We start from the raw sequence: 17,071 nt of genomic DNA, 5'->3' as shown, positions 1-17,071 counted from the left end.
GATAGCGCCTTTTTCTTCTCAGTTTTTAGTTTGCTACATTGTAGTCTTTCATATTCAAGGTGTTGCGAATGCTGGGAATGCACTCCCCTGGGTTGTGATTAACATACAAAAGAGTGCTGGTGCCAGCCTTTGCCAATATATCAATGAGCTTAAGTGCTTTTTGACGGTTGAAGTCGTCTAAACCGTTACAGGGTTCGTCTAATATAAGCAGTGCAGGGTGTTTTACCATAGACCTCGCTATGAGCACTAATCGCTGATCGCCAAACGATAGCGACTGAAACGGTGTATTCTTCTTCTGTTGTAAGCCCAGTACAGCAAGCCATTGTTCTGCTACGTTTCGCTCAGCCAACGTTGGTCGGGTGTATAGACCAATGCTGTCGTGAAAGCCAGAAATGATTACATGTTCAACACTTGCGTTTACTTTGTATTGCATGTGCAGCGCATTCGACATAATTCCAATGTGCTTCTTAATATCCCATATGCTCTCGCCAGTCCCCCGTTTTATTCCAAACATCGTTAAGTCGTTGGTATAACAATGGGAATTATCACCAGTAAACATTTGAAGCAAACAAGTTTTACCTGACCCGTTCGGGCCCGTTATCTGCCAATGCTCATTTTTATTAAGCGTAAAGTTAAGCTTTTCAAATACAGTACGTTCATCGAAACGCACAAAGCCGTCGTTCAGCTGGATTAATATATGGGGTAGTGAATCAAGTTCACTGGTTGACTCCTTGTGATTTGGGTCGCTGCGGTTTTGATCATTAGCGCTAAGCGCTGCGGGTACATCGATATCATCAGACTCCAGCGCAAACCAAGTGCTTAACTCTGAGCGCAAGTCATCATAGTTAAGTGTGCCGTCAGATTTCCAAGTAATAGCTAGATCATCCATGACGATGAGTTGTGCGTGAAGGCCCTCAGGAATGTCTGCAAGCTTGTTGGCGGTCAACGCCAGTGCGGCTTGCTGTTGAGAAACAAGAAAGCGACTAAATGCATCAATCGCTTCAACATCTAAGCCTTCGAAAGGTTCATCAAGCAAAATAATTGCGGCATCGCTCAACCATGCCAGCATGATAATTACCTTGCGGGTTTCTCCCGTCGACAGCGAAATAAACGCATTATCAAGTATATGTTCAATTCTCAGCGCAGAAGTAAGTTCGCTGTAATAAGGGTGATTTTGATAATCCTCGTTGGTGCGTAAGAATAACTCGCGTACCTGTGTTGGCTCAGCGATTACATCTAAAATATCCGCACTGTCTTTTTGTTTTTCTTCTTCAATTAACGCCTGTTGCTTAAATACCGATACTTCCGCAACAAGAGAACTACTTTCGCGAATACCGCTTTCTACTTTACCGTTACCCGCTAGTGATGAAATTAAGAGCGACTTCCCGCTACTATTTCTACCTGCAATAAGGTAGTGCGAGAATGGTTTTTCATTGTTTAGCGTTAACGAAAATGCAGGGGTAATATATTGATTAGAAAGCTTTGTTTGAAATTCTGAAAGATACAGCATCATGATTGCGAGTGGATAAGAAGTAGAACTATTGTGAAGTTTTCTGGTTACCTGTCAATGATGTTATTCCTCAGTAGAGCTAATCAGCCTGCAGTGCCTTTCGAAAATGGCGCTTTATGTTTAATCACGATTATCGTGGGAACCTTGATGTAATTTACACCTCTTAGTATTTGTATTAAAAACCAACAGCTTCAACTTTTAATACTTATTGCCCAAATAGATAATTTAAGAGAACAAGGAATGATTACGTTTAAAAAAGGATTTACACTAATCTGTGTAGCACTCATTTATTTTATTATTTCGGTTTTTATACACGAGTTAGGGCACGGAATAGCAGGGAAAATATTAGGGATGGGGCAGTTAGTCATTGCTGTTTGGCCTGGCTTCGAAATTTTTCCGGAAATGGGGGCGCTGAATCATATAAAGCATTGGCCCGGCAGAGCGGTAGCAGTTGTTAGCTTCATTCCTGAGGTAAAATCTTTAAGTGTTGATATTCACCGCGAATTTAACTCTTATATTATAAAGCCTATCCTAAACATAAAGCATAGCAGCGTTTTATACGACCAAAACCGTGTAGCTGTAGTGCTTTTGATGGGAAGTGGTACAACTTACTTAATCTCTTTGCTATGTACCATTTTCCTTTGGCTATGCAGCCCTGTGGGTATCTTGAAAAAAGTGTGTGTCTTCGGCGCTTTTATGTTTTATGACCTGCTATGCTACTCAATTTTCCCAGTCTTTTTTGACCTTCGCCACTTAATATTTATCGGTGGGAAGCTACCTGAGCCTGTTATCGCTCTTGCACAATTGGGAATGCCTTCAGAAATTTCAGTAACGTTAATTGTGATTGTGTGTTGTACTCAAGCGTACTTTATAAAGCGATTGCTGAGTAAAGAGTAAACAAATTCTTTAGAAAGGGATATCGAGTGGAAGAAGTAGTCATTGTTACTGGAGCAAGCCGTGGTATTGGTGCCGCAACCGCTAAACTGCTAGGAAGTAACGATTATAAGGTTTGCGTTAATTACCTATCAGATAAAAATGCTGCGGATAGGGTGTGCGCGTCGATAGCTGACAACGGTGGCGTTGCATTTGCTCATAAAGCCGATGTTTCAGATGAAGCGCAAGTGCTGAACATGTTCGAGACTGTGAACGGCCGATGGGGTGAAATAACGCATTTGGTAAACAATGTGGGCGTTTTATTCACCAAAACTGAGTTAATAAACGTCACTGCAGAGCGCTTCACCAAAGTACTTAATACCAATGTGCTTAGCGCATTCTTGTGTTCGAAGGCTTTTGTAAAACAAAACGTTGCAGGGGGCGCAATCGTTAATGTTTCGTCCATTGCCTCTCGTACTGGTGCTCCTTTTGAATACGTCGACTATGCGACGTCGAAAGGGGCAATGGATTCATTCACCAAAGGGCTTTCATTAGAACTTGCTACGAAGAACATTCGTGTAAACAGCGTCCGGCCTGGTTTTATTAAAACAGACATTCATGCCGATGGTGGTGAACCTGGCAGAGTAGAGCGGTTAAGCCCACAAATTCCTATGCAGCGGGGCGGTACAGCAGATGAAGTCGCACAGGCGATAGCCTGGCTTCTATCACCTCAGTCTTCATATGTTACAGGGTCGTTTATTGATTTAGCGGGTGGGAAGTAAAGCGCATGATAACACTCAGAGATTTTAAAATGGGCGATGTGGGTAGACTGGTAGATATTTTAAATCAACCGTCGGTTACTCAATATCTTTCGACAAAAATTCCTAACCCTTATACAAAAGAAGATGCCATGTGGTGGGTTCAAGAGGGTAGTACCCAAGGCTTTATAAGAGCTGTTGAGTATGAGGGCGAGTTAGTAGGGTGTATTGGTGTTAACCCAGGTGACTTTGAATATGAGAGGTCTGGAGAAGTTGGGTACTGGCTTTGCACATCACATTGGCGAAAAGGCATTATGCGCGAGGCGCTGCGCCAGATTATTGCGCTTACTTTCTCAAACACAAATATAGAGCGCATTTTTGCCTGCGTATTTTCATCCAATTTTGCTTCGCAAAAGCTGCTGCTAAATGCAGGGTTCAAGCAGGAAGCGATATTGCAACGCGCCATTTTCAAAGATGGACAGTTTTACGATAGCCATATTTTTGCTACATTGAAATAGGTTAAGCGTTTCAGCACAAATGAAAGCTCTTTTAGTTAAATACATACTTCATATTGATGGTTTTGCAGGAACGAGTGTTGGGCTATTGCTTCTGTTTTTCCAAGATATAGCGAGCGACTTCTACCAACTGCCGAAAGGGCTAATTCTTTTCTTAGCCGGTGCTAATGTATGCTATGGCATATACGCATTGAGGCTTGCCCTTATATGCAATAGATCACTTAAAGTAGTAACAGGTTTAGCTATTGCAAACTTTCTTTGGGCAATTGTATGTGTAGGAGTTATCCTAATTTACTTCGAACAAGCGAGTATGTTCGCACTACTATTTATTGGTGCAGAGTGCATATTTGTAGCAATATTTGGTTTGTGTGAATGGCGCTGTAGATTTATATTAGTTTCTAGAAGTGATTGATTTTCGATTAGAATAAGTGCGATTTGTAACCGTACTAGTACTTACAGAAGTTTCTATCAAATAGACTTTGTTGAAAATATCTACGGGAAAATCTAGCCGTTTGTTATATAACGCCCGATTATATGATCAACCGGGCGCGTCATTTGCAAAAAGCGTCAACTTTTCCTAGATCTAATCCATAAGAAATTGCCAGTAATAGCGTATGAATTGGTCAGTGGGTACGTCAGAGCATGCGTTGGCTTTATCCTGACAACTACGGCCCTTAATTCTTGTACCTGTGGTGTTTTTTGTAATGGAGATTGGTGCGCTTTGATAGTATTCGATACCGGTATCAATAAGGTCGCCAAGTTTGGGGGTTTTAACGGTAACGACTTCAATCTCGTTACCATCTGGCACTAATGTCCCTGCTTGGTGGCCAAGTGGGGCTTGTTCATCAGAATTCTTCGCGGATAGTTCTTCTAGTGTTGATAGCGTTTGTGGGAAGTTTTGTTCATTAAGCTTTTGCTCCGACTTCAATCTAGCTACTGTGTTAGGCACCAGCTCATGGCGCTGCTCAGCCGCTTTAGCCAACCAAAAGTCAGCTTGCTCTAAATTTTGTACGCTATAGCTTGGGTTCGATAAAATCTCAGCCATAAAATAAACCGCGTTTTTGTGACCACTCTTGGCTGAATCTCTAAGAAAGCGTAAGCCTGTCTCTTTATCAGCAAGGTTATCGTCAGAGATAATTAATAGTCCTGCTTTATAATTTCCCTCAGTAGAACCCCAGCTACCCGCTTTTTTAAAAGCTTTTAATGCTTTGCTTTTACTTTTATCGGTTCCGTAACCATTAAGGTACATATCCCCCAATATAATATTTGCGTTTATGTGCTTGCGAGCGCTTACTTTAATATCTTTGAAGCGTTGAACACATTCCCGTTCTGCGCAAGGGAAATAAGAAATAGATGCAGCGTTAGCCTGTGAAATTGCAATAACCGAAAGTAAGAAAAGACAGTATTTGAGCATTGTTGATATCCTTATTCTGCTTGCTTTGTAAACACCGTCACCATCCTAGACGTATTGTTATATTTGTTCAACAATACTTTTACTGTTGTAAAAACGATGCTAGTTCAATTAGTTAAATAGTTTAGTTAAGTTAAGTGTTTAGCCTTTTAGTTGCTTACCTAACTAAATCTTCTTGGCTACTACCAGATATGTCTTCGCCAAACATCGAGCTTTCCACTGAAGCGTTTAGCGCTATTACGGCTCTATTTATATTTCTAAACCTATCTAGTTTGTAAAATTTACGGCGATTTTCTAACCTTTTCCCGTAAAAATCTTACTGAAAAGCTGAATTACCTACACATAATAATTCTGTTATCTAAAGCCTTTCACTTCCTGTTTATGTAAATAAGTTATATTTTTCAGCGGGTTATGTTTTTGTTATTCTCTGGCACTTGTTTTGCGACCTTGTCTATGTGTGTATTTTCAAGGAAAGGAACAATGGAAACCGAACATCGAGCCGTCAAGCATACTGTTCAATTGCGCCATAGTAATCAATTAGAAGTGAACGCTTCTGGCCGCTTTTTAGCGCCTAAAAAGCGAACTTCTAGCATAGCGAAAAAACTCCTTATTGCTGCTGCATCTTTCTGGTTACCTTTAGTAGGTGTTGCCTCGACCGTTTCTACTTCCTCGCCAAAAGCATTAGAACAGACAAGTAACAACTCTGTTTTGCAGACACAGTTAAAGCAAATGAAAAGTGCCTATGCTTTTTATTCTTCTATAGCTCAGCAAGGTGGTTGGGTAGCCTTAGACGAAGACTTGCTTCTCAAGCATGGTGCATTGAGAAAGGCTTCAGCAGATGCAACACCTATCTACAGTGAAGAGGAAGCTCAAGCTGTAAGTGCATTAGTCGCTCGTTTAGGCAGAGAATACACCTCGATAGATACAAATTGTACTTATGCATTAACCGCTACTCACTCCAAACCATGCATTTTCGATAAAGATGTCGAAAATGCAGTAAAAGATTTTCAACGCCGTCATGGCCTTCTAGTAGATGGTGTAGTAGGCAAAAAGACGCTTGCTGCACTGAATGTATCGGCAGATGAGAAAGCCCAGCAATTAGCACTGAATATAACACGCTTGGAGATGTTCGAAGAAAAAGACAGCGATGCTTACGTGTTAGTTAACATTCCAGAATTCCGCCTTCGTTATATTAGTCAAGGTAAAGTAAAAGCCACTAAAGATGTGGTAGTAGGCAAGCCAAGCTGGGCTACGCCTTCTTTTAGCGATCATATCGAAAAGTTCGTCGTTAACCCAGAGTGGCGTATACCACTTTCGATCACGACTAAAGAGATCGCCCCAAAAGTAGCAGACAACCCTAATTACTTAGAAGAAAACAACATTGTTATTCGTAAAAATAGTTTTGTTGATGAAGAGTTGGTTGACCCCAATACAATCGATTGGGAAAACATAAAGCCCTATCAGTTTGATCATTTTTTAGTAAAGCTCCCCAACAAAAAGAATCCGTTAGGCAAGGTTAAGTATCTATTCCCGAATCGACACGCTGTGTACGTGCACGATACGCCCTATCAACAGTGGTTTAGTGAAACAAACCGCGCAGCGTCTCACGGCTGTATTAGATTGGAAGACCCCTTTTCACTAGCAAAGTTAATTGCAGAAGAGCAGGGCGTAGAGAGTCTAATGGACAACGTCATGACAGCTCGTGAGTTAAGCCAGTCAAAAACCTTTCACCTCGAAGAGCCTCTGCCTATTCATTTGGTGTATTGGACCGCGTGGGCTGACCAAGACGGTACCGTGAACTTTAGAAATGATATTTATCAGCGCGATAGACGCGACGCTAAGGCGCTTACTCAGGTAGCGTCTCTGTAAAAAAATATAAACGAATAATAGTGGTAACAAGGTAAATGAAGATGATAGTGAACAACCTAATAGCTTCGGTAGTGGCATTCGCATTACTTTTTAACGCACATTATGCACATGCCCTTGCGCAGGGCGCAGATGCAAAAAATGCCGAGGTGGTTCAGAAAAAAGTCTCTAAAAGAAGCACTCAAAGAGCGCCACACGAGCCAGTTGTCGTTGAGAATAAAGCTCACTTGGAGGATGCTGAGTTTAGTTTAAAGATCAATAATATCGTGGTGCCTTACAACGTCTTTTCTTCATTTGTATTGCCTGAAGAGATTACAGAGCTAGAAATTATTTATCCGCAACCGGATAAAAACTATCAGCTGTTTGAAAACGGTGTAATGGTTGCAAAATCCGAGTCTATGACATGGCATTGGCAGGCGAAAGATACCCCTGGCGAGCAGCGCTTAGAAATAAGAAGCGAAGACGGGCAGGTTAATATGTCGTTAAATGTATTTGTGATGATTCCTGCCGAGGAAGTCCAAGGAGGACGCCTAAAATATTATCATATAGGGCCCTATCCAGATGAAAGCGAAGTAAAAAATAAAGACGTTTACGTTGAACCCGAAGGCTTTATTGAAGTTACCCAGAAAAACCAAGACTTACTATTGTCTCCCCATTTCAAATTGAAAGAGTTCACCAGTAAACAGCGCTCTGGCTACCCTAAATTCGTGTATCTTCGTCCATCTCTACTTTTAAAGCTCGAAATGCTTAGAAGAGAAATGAATATGAACAAAATTCATGTTTCAAACATGGTGATCATGAGCGGATACAGAACGCCTCAATATAATAAGGCAATCGGTAACGTCAAGTTTAGTCGACATGTATATGGCGATGCAGCCGACATTTTTGTAGATAATGACGGTAACTACAGAATGGATGACTTGAACAGCGATGGGGTAGTGAATATTAAAGATGCTGACGTAATGGCCAACATGATTGCAGAGCTAAACAAACGCAGTGAATATAAAGGCTTAATCGGTGGTATGGGGGTTTATGGGCCTAAACCTCACCGAGGTCCATTTATTCATATTGATACCCGTGGTATTAAAGCGCGGTGGAGAAAGCCTTAAGCAGATTATCGGGGTCTCTCAGTTGCATTTAATTTTCGATTAGCTAAAGCGCCCGCTACATGCGGGCGTTTTAACGATTGTTAGACTTACTGATAAGCACCGCTAGCGTAGTGAAGTTCGTAGCTGTGGCTGTAAATTTCGATGATGTTACCGAACGGGTCTTCCATATAAATCATACGATATGGCTTTTCACCCGGGTAATAGTAGCGAGGTTTTTCCATACGGCGCTTACCGCCGGCATCCACAATTTTCTGCGCCAGTTCTTCAACATTTGGATCTTGAACTGCAAAGGGAAATACGCCCGTTTCCCAATATTTAAAGTTATTGTCAGGGTTTTTCTGTTGTTCAAATTGGAACAGCTCAATACCTATCTTATCGCTGGTCGACATATGAGCAATTTTATAACTGCCCCATCCCTTGCCGAATACGTCGGTCGACATTTTGCCAATTGCGCTGTTATCTTCTTGCACACTAGTCGGCTCCATTATGGTGTACCAACCAAGTACTTCACTGTAAAACTCTACCGCTTTTTCCAAATCTGGTACCGAAATACCAATGTGAGAAAAGGCACGTGGATAAGCCGTTTGTAAGGCTTGCTCTTCTTTCGTCATTGTTTCCTGCACAGCATTTGCTGTAAATGTCGGTAGAGTGATTACCGATAAACTCGCCATCATTAATAGCCACTTCTTCATCATAACTTCCTTAACTGTTGTATTACTGTAAACCGGGCAAGCGCCCTTGATTGACCGATATACTAGTTCTTAAAGTTATTAACTTAAAATTATGGATTATTATTATTTTAATAAAATTAAATTATTGCTGTGGCTTTTAATAGGATAATTGCGCTGGGTGAATAGCAAGAAGGGTGTGCGCGTATAATTTCAAATTCCAGCTCGAACAAATACACGTCTAAAAGCTGTCATTTTACTTTCTGTTCGTTGTTAAGCCTTTTATTGCCCCTGTACCGGCGAGGTTCATTAAACGACGAAATCTAGGGCATTCTAAGTGGCTTGGCGCTGTGCAGGCTGCCGCATGTTTCAGACCATCACGCATAGCTGTAAGCTTCTTTATTGTTCCGTCTAATTTATTAGCTTTTCTCAGTAGTAGTTCACGATCAATTTCCGGCTTTGCCTCGTTCCCCAAAATGCCCGCAATTTCTTCTAGAGAAAAACCTGCAGCGCGACCTAGTGCAATTAGTTCAAGCCGCTCTAGTACATTTGGGCTAAACACGCGGCGTATACCTTGTCTACCAATAGAACTGATAAGACCTTTCTCTTCATAAAACCGCAGCGTGGAAGCTGAAACTCCGGACTTTTTTGCAACTTGAGATATTTCCATACACTTTTCCAAAGGTTCGCTTGACTTAAAGTTAACTTGAAGTTGTAGGCTATCATCTCTAATTAATTGTAACTAGCTGTTGAGTGTGAATATGCAGAATATTGTTTTTATCATGCTAATTGGTATTGGGGCTACCCTAGTGATGGATTTATGGGCGCTGCTAAGGCAACAACTGTTTGGTATTGCTCCAACAAATTGGGGCATGGTAGGGCGTTGGATAGGGCATATGAGAAAAGGGCGGTTCTCGCATACTTCTATAGCACACGCCGATGATGTGAGTGGTGAGAAGATCATTGGGTGGACAGCGCATTACGTGATTGGTATTGGCTATGCGGTGTTACTTTTTCTTATATTTGGAGAGGCTTGGTTGTTCGAGCCGACACTAGGTCCAGCAGTAGCGCTCGGTATCGCTACGGTCATTGCACCGTTCTTTATATTGCAGCCTGGTATGGGCGCAGGAGTTGCCGCGTCGAAAACGCCTAATCCTAACGCTGTCCGTCTACATAGCGTTTTAAACCATGCAGTATTTGGCTTAGGGTTGTACCTTTCGGCATTAGTTCTTAGTTCCGTCCTGTCCTTATAGTAATGGAGTTGGTCGAGCGGTAAATACAAATAAAAGCTGCAGAGTGCCAGACAGAATCTGTTTAGGGAAGGTATTAGCTAGTAAAATAAGCGGTAACTGGGAGCATTCAGTTGGCGATTATTACAGTTGATGCCTTACCTTTTCTTACGCCAAGAAATGTAGCAACGTGTTGATTATCTTCACTGTATAGCCTAACAAAGCCTCCTTGCATACTAGAGGAAATGTCTGCGTCAAACATTAAGTCATCTACTAGACTATTTAATATTTCAGTGTCATCTGACGCCACCTCTATTGCACAAAGGTCATTATTGCAAACGGCCTCTTGATACAGTGCTGCGTCTTGCTCATTTAGTTTGTCGATAAGTGAATCTTGCAGATCGTTTTCTATTGAAAGGGTCTCACTAGTTTTTGGAGCAAACTTTATCGTCTCAACAAGACCCTTTAATTCCGTAATAGTCAACGAACCTAAACGCTTAGTGTCTAATGTGGCCACGTCGTTATTGACCTGCAAAATGTGACTTGTATCGTCAATGGGGTCTTCTGGTTCAATCAAAGCGTGAACATTGGTTTCATCACTAGTTAGCTTTTCATTTTTTAGCTCAGCGTCAGTATCGACTTTCGTCACCGTAAGTTCTTCCGCTGAAGTTAGTGCCTGAAACGAAGTTGAACCTGACTTATCCGCGTGGGGAGCTGCTGTATTGTTTAGGTTAGTTGCTTGGCCTTGTTTCTGAAGACGTGGCTCACTGGTTAACGAACCGATAAGGTAACCCACAGTAGTGAACAATACTGCGGTCAAAACAAAAGAGAGTTTTTTCAATATAAATATCCTTATTTCAATAACTGAAAGGTGATGTGCTTGTTGTGGGTAAGATTACCTCTGTCAAAAGCGCTATTCCGTATGCTCCTAACCAACAGTTCCTGTAAAGCGTGTCACTATATTATAAAGATTAAAACACGAACCAAGAACAACATATCACAATGAATAACGAAATTACTTACCTCAATTGCTGATAAGAAAGTTTAAAATACCAAAACAGCCACAATTATTTATTTGTTCTTAATAATTAACCGGAAAAAGAAGACAGGATGAAAATTTCACTGGAAGAAATAAACAAATCTAACTATGAGCAGGTTTGTGACTTGGATGTGGCGGAAAATCAGCAAGCGTTTGTAGCGTGCAATATGTGGTCGTTGGTTGAGTCTTTTTACAACGAGAACCATACCTGCAAAGCCATTTATTGCAACGACCAGCCCGTAGGATTCTTGATGTGGGTTCAGGAAACGCCAACCAAAGTGTCCATTTGGCGCTTTATGATTGATGAGAGCCATCAGAATAATGGAATTGGCAGAGTTGCTCTATCTCAAGCTATCACGCTTATAAAGCAAACTTCTGAGCTCAAACAGATAGAGATATGCTATAACCCCAAGAATCCTGTCGCCAAAGCCTTCTATTCAAGCTTTGGTTTCGAAGAGGTGGGGTTAGATGAAGATGGCGAAGACATGCTTGCTGTTATTGCCATTTAGCCACGACTTAAATTTAAAGCAGCGAAATGCGAGGGATCTCAAGATATGGACGTCATAGATATTAAGACTTTTATTCCAAGCAAAAACTACGACATTTCTAAAGCATTTTATTCTGAGATTGGATTTAATGCAGAGTACGTAAATGAAGACCTCACACTGTTTGAAAATGGTGATTGTCTCTTCTTTCTTCAGCGCTTTTATAATCCTGAATTGGCGAATAACTTTATGCTACAAATATGTGTAGCAGACATTCAGGACGCTTTTGATCTGTGCTCACGCTCATTACATAAAACGAAAATTTCATCAATTGAGCAACAACATTGGGGAAGTGTTTTCTATATATGGGGCCCGTCGGGCGAACTACTTCACATTACCGAATTAGGTAGCTAGCTTTTGCGAGAACGAAGGGCGGAATGACGAATGATGCATACGAATTACACCATTAAAGAAAGCCCTCCGTCAGTTGAAGACTTTGCCAATTTAAGAAAGTTGATTGGATGGAGTAACCCGGGTTTATCGGTTGTTCAAAAAAGTATTGATGCCTCGTTGTTTTGGGCAACAATTTACCTCGACAGCAACCTTGTAGGCTGTGGTCGGGTGATTGGCGATGGCGCAATGTATTTTTATATTCAAGACGTCATTATTCATCCAGGACATCAGAATAAAGGTTTGGGATCGAAGATAATGAACACGTTGATTGCACATTTGGAGTCTTGCTGCGCACCTGGCGCAACCATTGGCCTGTTGGCTGCGCACGGTAAAGAGAGCTTTTATCTTAAGTTTGGCTTTAAACCTCGCGATGGTCAGAGCTTAGGTTTAGGCCTGTGTAGGTTTATTTAGCTACTTGGTCATTAACGTGGCATGAGAGTCCCGGGAGTTCTCAAGTTTTTTAATCACTTGGCATGGTGATCTTTGCCTATTTAATTATCGGCAGCTTTCTGTCCTAAAGCGGCAAGTCCCCTCCGCTTTTTTGAATTGTATGGCGTTGAATCTTAAATTCCTTCAGCACTGAAAAACTATATCCCCCCTGAAATTAGCCGCCTTATCTAACACGCTTAAAAGTAGCGTTCTCAATTCGACTTGTAGCCTCTCTTTGGTGTGAATTTTGCAAAAGCCTGTTTAAAGACACTGAAAATGTCGGTTTGCGTAGTAGCTGATCACTGTTTTTCGATGAGTTTTTGCTTCTTTCCGATAGAAATTTGACGTTTTTCACTGGACACGTGTAATGAAAAGTATCACAAAACCTGCCTCTCACGCTTTGCCGACAGAAAATGGTCGCTTAGTCGCGAAAGCCTTGGCATATGCCGCGCTTTTCCTAGGCTTACTCTCTGGTTGCTCTTCATCTGACAAACCTAAAAGTCAATTTGCGCAAACCGATGCCAGCGACGTATCGGCATTGGGGAATGTGGAATACCATACCTATATGTTGGCAAATGAACTTTTTGCGGATGTGGGTCCGGCACGTCAGTCACGCTACGCGGTAGTTGGCTTTGTACCTGCAGATACTATGAAATACAGCGCCGACCATCAACACCCGTTAATGCTATTGGGCCATCAACTTGAACAGGGAATGATTACTGAGGCCACGAAAAGAGGCTTTTCTACTCAAGAATTTAAGCTTTCGAACGATATAATTGTTAGTAACGAAAGCGACAGAGTATTAACCCGCGATATCGACCAGCTTTCCAACATTGAGCGCGTCGATTTTTATATTACCGGCACCATGGTGTATCAAGAGTCTGGTGCGGTGGTTAACGCTCGAATTATCAACGCTAGAAATAAAAACATTGTCGCTGCAGCAACACGCTTTTTCCCTGCCGAACTGTTTTGGCGCGAAGAACAAGTAACCACCAGAAACGGTAAGTTATACAGAACTGAAGGTACGAGGTAACCCCATGAAAAGACGAAATCAATACGCGGCGCTTTCGCTTTGTGCTTCACTGCTAAGCGTTAGCGGGTGCTCTATGATGATGGGGGAAGAAGAGGTCGCCGAACAAGCGCCTCAGCGCCCGGCCATGAATGTGATTGATATTACTGCCGCCGACCGCGCTCCTACGAAGCCAGTTGAAAATACCAGTGATACTCAGCCTCAGGGTATGGACGCGTACGGCGCTATCGGTCAACCCCCTTTGTATTCGAGCGTACAGGGCGCGTATAAAGGTCGACCTCTAACCAAGCATATTGGCGACTATGTGAAGAACATGGCGCAAGACTTAATTGCCAATATGGAATATGTGAATAACAAAACACCTATTGGTGTAACCCATTTCGCACTACTGGATACTGACTTGCAGAAAACAGATTTGCTTGGTCGTCAGATGGCGGAATCTTTTGTTCATGAACTGCATAAATTCCGCGTGCCGGTTATCGACTTCAAAGCCACCGAGTATATTCGCATTACTGACGATGGCGATTTTGTATTAAGCCGAGACTATTTGGAATTGAGCAGCAGCCTTCCTATTGAATACGTGTTAACGGGAACGATGACAAAGCACCAAGGTGGCGTGTTAGTTAACGCTCGTATTTTGGGCATGGAATCGCGCGCAGTGGTGGCAACTGCGCAAATGTTAGTGCCGTTCTACGTAGTAGATGCACTTATTCCAAGTGACGGTAGCCAGCAAAACGGTATGCGCGATGGCGTTAAGCTAAGTCGCGGCTAGGAGTTTCAGCATGGTGTTTACAAAGAAGCTTGTGTCAAGCAGTTGGGCAGCCGTTGGCGTGCTGCTGAGTGTATGTATGACAGGGTGCACTAGCACAGAGTCTATTGGCTCATTTTGGTTAGGTGAAGACGGTGAAATTACTCATCACGCCGAGCCAGTGCCTGTACCAAGCCGCTCAGGGCTGGAGTACACACCAGATTCTCGCGATAGACAATATCAACAGCACGTGGAAGTCGAACCTGGCTATAAAGACCCACTACATCATGGCTATTCACCTTCACAAACGCATAAGCGCTTAAATGATTACGCCTCGCAACTTGCGATGGAGTTAATGGACAATGCAACCCGTCTTACGCAGCAAGATATGGTGGGTGTGGCGAGCTTTGTGAGGCTTAATCAGTCGTTGAGCGACAGCACCGTGTTAGGCAATCAGCTTTCAGAGTATTTAATTGCTGAGCTGCAAGACTTCGGGTTAGCGGTTGTCGACTTTAAGCTTGCTGGTGGCATTACCGTAACGCCAATTGGCGATTTCGTACTTACTCGAGATGGTACTGCACTCGCTAAACAGGTTGAAATGGACCATGTTGTAACTGGCACCATCATTGAAGATGACAGAGGCGTCCGCGTAAACGCCCGTATCGTGTCGCTGGAAAATAAACAAGTGGTGGCAAGCGCCAACGTATACATTCCTGCGTTTATCGTGATGGATTTAAATAAAATGGCTAGCGTAAACTAGCCATTTACTTCCATTACGCTCTGTTTTTTCAAAGCGAACTCGTTTCATGTTCGCTTTAAAACCTCTAAACATCCGATCTTTTGTGTCTTGCACAGGAGAGTTTTTACAAAGGCCTCTCCGTCTATTTACCCTGACTTCTAATCGCTTCGCGAGTCATAAAGCGGCTTGTGTTTACAGCATTAAGCAGATCACTGCTTAAAGGTAGCGGCTCATTACATAGACTGCTCACCAAGACTTCTGCCATTAAAGGCGCTGTAGTTAACCCTCGTGACCCTAAGCAAGTAAGGGTGGAAACTACGCTGGTTGGCAACACTGGCGCGCTGGTTAACGGTTTGCCCACGCCTAGCATAGTGTAGTGTTCTTTTAATGAGTCAAAATTATGTAGTGCACCGACAACAGGCTGGTGGTCGGGTGAACCTAAACGCGTAGCCGCTCTGGCTTTACCGTCATGTTGTAATGCTTGCACGATGTCGGTGTTTGCCAGCGCCTGTTCGTGTGTGGCGAGGTTCATTTCAGTTTCGTCACTTCTCACATCGGTACTTAAGTCGTTTTTGACGTAGGTTGAACCTAACGCATGCCGACCTTCGAATACAGGTGTCATATAGCCTTTGTGACACAACACAGTGTTAAGCTGTTCAATTGGCATTTGGGTTGGAATAGCTTCAACCTGTCCGCGAACAGGGCGAAGGGACAGGCTGTCAAAATCGCTAGCGTTTACCGCACCTGCTCCAAGGGCAAGGATAAGGTGATCGGCAGTAATAACTTCTTCACTCTCAGCGCTATCTAAGTTAAAACGAATCTGCACCCGCTGCTTTGTTGTCTCAATTGCCTCATGAGATATATAGGTATGATTGGGTTTCAGCGTGAGTTTGCCACTTTGAAGTGCTTCTTCAATCATGGCAGTAACTAGCTGTGGAGGAGAAATCCATCCGCCGAGGCCAATGTATAAGCCAGAGTAGGGAAGAGCTAGGTTAGCGATATCGCTCACTTCTTTGCTGTCTACGGGCTTAATCAAAGCTTCAGGCCATACGTCGGCTGCTGCCAGTTTATTTTGACGCTCTGCTACCTTGTCGTTAAAGCTTAGTTGAATAACGCCACAGAAATCATGGGCAACGTCGGCTAGGCCACAGGTTTTTGCATGTTCAATAGTGTGGTCGTAGGCTTGTCTAGCATACAAAAAACTGTGCGCCTGAATGCGGCTGGCAATACTTGCTTCGCTATGAAGCTGCGGGTAAAAGCCGCCTTGCGGGTTGCCAGACGCGCCGCTTGCAAGGGTGTCACCATCAAAATACAAAGTAGTGCTAATGCCGCGTTTTACTAAAGCCAGACATGCCGTAGCTGCTGCAAGGCCGGAGCCTACTACTGCGACTTCACTTGTTTTATCTAAACTGCCGTTAACGTACCTGTAATAGGGGCCAGCAGGCAGACGAAGTTTATGCTGCACATTCTCATTGTCTTGGTTAAAAACGCCGGTCAGCATGTCGCGCTTACGGCCAAAACCGTTGCGTTTTTTAATGGTAAAACCCACTCCAGCTAGCCCACGCTTTACGATTCCTGCGGCGGTAAAGGTTCCAAAGGTAGTTCCGGTTTTTGACAAGCGAGCCATTTGGCTAAACAGAGCATCTGTCCACATATCAGGGTTTTTGCTAGGTGCAAAACCATCTAAAAACCAGGCATCGATGAGGCCATTTACAGGGGAATGCCATTGAGGCAAAAGCTCGTGCACATCACCAATCCATAAGTCGAGTGTGGTTGAATGGTTATCAAAATGAAGGCGATGACAACCTTCAAGGCCCATGGGGTAAAGTGAAGCGAGTGCTTGCGCTTCGTCTTTGAGGGCAGGAAAAGCTTCTAGTGCACGCTGCATATCCTGTTGAGGCAGTGGAAACTTTTCCGTGGTAATAAAATACAGGCGCTTTAACGGATGATCAGGGTTCGCTGCTCTAAATTCGTTGAAGGCGCGCATGGCGACCAAAAAGTTCAGCCCTGTACCAAAACCTGTTTCGGCAATGACAAAAGTTGGGTTGCGCCACTGTTGCCAGCGCTCAGCAAGGTCGTTGCCTGCAACAAAAACGTGTTGGGTTTCATCAATTCCGCTATCGTTAGAAAAATAAACGTCGTCAAAATGGTCGGCGACAGGCGTACCGCTCTCATTAAAATGAACCTGTGCATGCTTAGATTTCACTGT

Annotated in this window: 18 protein-coding genes and 1 pseudogene; 13 read left to right on the top strand and 6 right to left on the bottom strand. The window is 43.0% G+C overall.

Going from position 1 to position 17,071, the window contains the following annotated elements:
- Positions 1-25: 25 nt before the first annotated feature.
- Positions 26-1,513 (bottom strand): ATP-binding cassette domain-containing protein, encoded by a 1,488-nt coding sequence (locus PCAR9_RS12335; protein WP_232091188.1) that lies wholly within the window; start codon positions 1,511-1,513, stop codon positions 26-28.
- Between the two features lie 237 nt (positions 1,514-1,750).
- Between PCAR9_RS12335 and PCAR9_RS12330 the strand changes: the two genes are divergently transcribed.
- The 4 genes from PCAR9_RS12330 to PCAR9_RS12315 are packed head-to-tail and all read left to right on the top strand — an operon-like array spanning position 1,751 to position 4,068.
- The gene (locus PCAR9_RS12330) at positions 1,751-2,407 is read left to right on the top strand and encodes a hypothetical protein (RefSeq protein ID WP_179983851.1); all 657 of its coding nucleotides are present in this window, start codon (positions 1,751-1,753) and stop codon (positions 2,405-2,407) included.
- A 26-nt stretch (positions 2,408-2,433) separates the two neighbouring features.
- The gene (locus PCAR9_RS12325) at positions 2,434-3,165 is read left to right on the top strand and encodes an SDR family oxidoreductase (protein ID WP_179983850.1); all 732 of its coding nucleotides are present in this window, start codon (positions 2,434-2,436) and stop codon (positions 3,163-3,165) included.
- 5 nt (positions 3,166-3,170) lie between these two features.
- Positions 3,171-3,659 (top strand): GNAT family N-acetyltransferase, encoded by a 489-nt coding sequence (locus tag PCAR9_RS12320; RefSeq protein ID WP_179983849.1) that lies wholly within the window; start codon positions 3,171-3,173, stop codon positions 3,657-3,659.
- 19 nt (positions 3,660-3,678) lie between these two features.
- Positions 3,679-4,068, top strand: coding sequence for a hypothetical protein (locus PCAR9_RS12315; protein WP_179983848.1), 390 nt, complete (start codon positions 3,679-3,681; stop codon positions 4,066-4,068).
- Between the two features lie 171 nt (positions 4,069-4,239).
- On the opposite strand, the gene PCAR9_RS12310 is transcribed toward PCAR9_RS12315, so the two are convergent.
- Positions 4,240-5,070, bottom strand: coding sequence for a tetratricopeptide repeat protein (locus PCAR9_RS12310; RefSeq protein WP_179983847.1), 831 nt, complete (start codon positions 5,068-5,070; stop codon positions 4,240-4,242).
- A gap of 477 nt (positions 5,071-5,547) precedes the next feature.
- Between PCAR9_RS12310 and PCAR9_RS12305 the strand changes: the two genes are divergently transcribed.
- A complete protein-coding gene (locus PCAR9_RS12305; protein ID WP_179983846.1) occupies positions 5,548-6,936 on the top strand; it encodes a L,D-transpeptidase family protein in 1,389 nt (462 codons plus the stop codon).
- 41 nt (positions 6,937-6,977) lie between these two features.
- Complete coding sequence (locus PCAR9_RS12300; protein WP_232091187.1) at positions 6,978-8,042, top strand: YcbK family protein; 1,065 nt, start codon at positions 6,978-6,980, stop codon at positions 8,040-8,042.
- Between the two features lie 86 nt (positions 8,043-8,128).
- On the opposite strand, the gene PCAR9_RS12295 is transcribed toward PCAR9_RS12300, so the two are convergent.
- Both PCAR9_RS12295 and PCAR9_RS12290 read right to left on the bottom strand, forming a co-directional pair.
- The gene (locus PCAR9_RS12295) at positions 8,129-8,653 is read right to left on the bottom strand and encodes a lactoylglutathione lyase family protein (protein ID WP_179985225.1); all 525 of its coding nucleotides are present in this window, start codon (positions 8,651-8,653) and stop codon (positions 8,129-8,131) included.
- A gap of 313 nt (positions 8,654-8,966) precedes the next feature.
- The gene (locus PCAR9_RS12290) at positions 8,967-9,380 is read right to left on the bottom strand and encodes a helix-turn-helix domain-containing protein (RefSeq protein ID WP_179983845.1); all 414 of its coding nucleotides are present in this window, start codon (positions 9,378-9,380) and stop codon (positions 8,967-8,969) included.
- A gap of 91 nt (positions 9,381-9,471) precedes the next feature.
- Between PCAR9_RS12290 and PCAR9_RS12285 the strand changes: the two genes are divergently transcribed.
- Positions 9,472-9,963: a DUF2938 domain-containing protein gene (locus tag PCAR9_RS12285; protein ID WP_179983844.1), complete on the top strand. Its 492-nt coding sequence runs from the start codon at positions 9,472-9,474 to the stop codon at positions 9,961-9,963.
- 106 nt (positions 9,964-10,069) lie between these two features.
- Here the strand turns inward: PCAR9_RS12285 and PCAR9_RS12280 are convergent, their stop codons facing one another.
- The gene (locus PCAR9_RS12280) at positions 10,070-10,780 is read right to left on the bottom strand and encodes a hypothetical protein (protein ID WP_179983843.1); all 711 of its coding nucleotides are present in this window, start codon (positions 10,778-10,780) and stop codon (positions 10,070-10,072) included.
- Positions 10,781-11,049: 269 nt separating this feature from the next.
- Between PCAR9_RS12280 and PCAR9_RS12275 the strand changes: the two genes are divergently transcribed.
- The 6 genes and pseudogenes from PCAR9_RS12275 (at position 11,050) to PCAR9_RS12250 (ending at position 14,883) form a co-directional block, all read left to right on the top strand.
- On the top strand, positions 11,050-11,487 hold the full coding sequence (locus PCAR9_RS12275; RefSeq protein ID WP_179983842.1) for a GNAT family N-acetyltransferase: 438 nt from the start codon (positions 11,050-11,052) through the stop codon (positions 11,485-11,487).
- Positions 11,488-11,532: 45 nt separating this feature from the next.
- Positions 11,533-11,911 (top strand): annotated as a pseudogene (locus PCAR9_RS12270) (VOC family protein).
- Complete coding sequence (locus tag PCAR9_RS12265; RefSeq protein ID WP_179983840.1) at positions 11,908-12,327, top strand: GNAT family N-acetyltransferase; 420 nt, start codon at positions 11,908-11,910, stop codon at positions 12,325-12,327. Before PCAR9_RS12270 ends, PCAR9_RS12265 begins: the two are co-directional and overlap by 4 nt.
- Before the next feature lie 385 nt (positions 12,328-12,712).
- Positions 12,713-13,378, top strand: a complete 666-nt coding sequence (locus PCAR9_RS12260; RefSeq protein ID WP_179983839.1) for a FlgO family outer membrane protein — start codon at positions 12,713-12,715, stop codon at positions 13,376-13,378.
- Positions 13,379-13,382: 4 nt separating this feature from the next.
- Complete coding sequence (locus PCAR9_RS12255) at positions 13,383-14,147, top strand: FlgO family outer membrane protein (protein ID WP_179983838.1); 765 nt, start codon at positions 13,383-13,385, stop codon at positions 14,145-14,147.
- A 10-nt stretch (positions 14,148-14,157) separates the two neighbouring features.
- On the top strand, positions 14,158-14,883 hold the full coding sequence (locus PCAR9_RS12250) for a FlgO family outer membrane protein (RefSeq protein WP_179983837.1): 726 nt from the start codon (positions 14,158-14,160) through the stop codon (positions 14,881-14,883).
- Positions 14,884-15,004: 121 nt separating this feature from the next.
- On the opposite strand, the gene mnmC is transcribed toward PCAR9_RS12250, so the two are convergent.
- On the bottom strand, positions 15,005-17,068 hold the full coding sequence (mnmC, locus tag PCAR9_RS12245) for a bifunctional tRNA (5-methylaminomethyl-2-thiouridine)(34)-methyltransferase MnmC2/FAD-dependent 5-carboxymethylaminomethyl-2-thiouridine(34) oxidoreductase MnmC1 (protein WP_179983836.1): 2,064 nt from the start codon (positions 17,066-17,068) through the stop codon (positions 15,005-15,007).
- Positions 17,069-17,071: the final 3 nt, after the last annotated feature.

This window comes from Alteromonas macleodii, from assembly GCF_903772925.1.
Classification (GTDB): domain Bacteria; phylum Pseudomonadota; class Gammaproteobacteria; order Enterobacterales; family Alteromonadaceae; genus Alteromonas; species Alteromonas macleodii_A.
The sequence above is the reverse complement of the archived record's forward strand: the minus strand, read 5'-3'. Positions and strand labels throughout refer to the sequence as shown.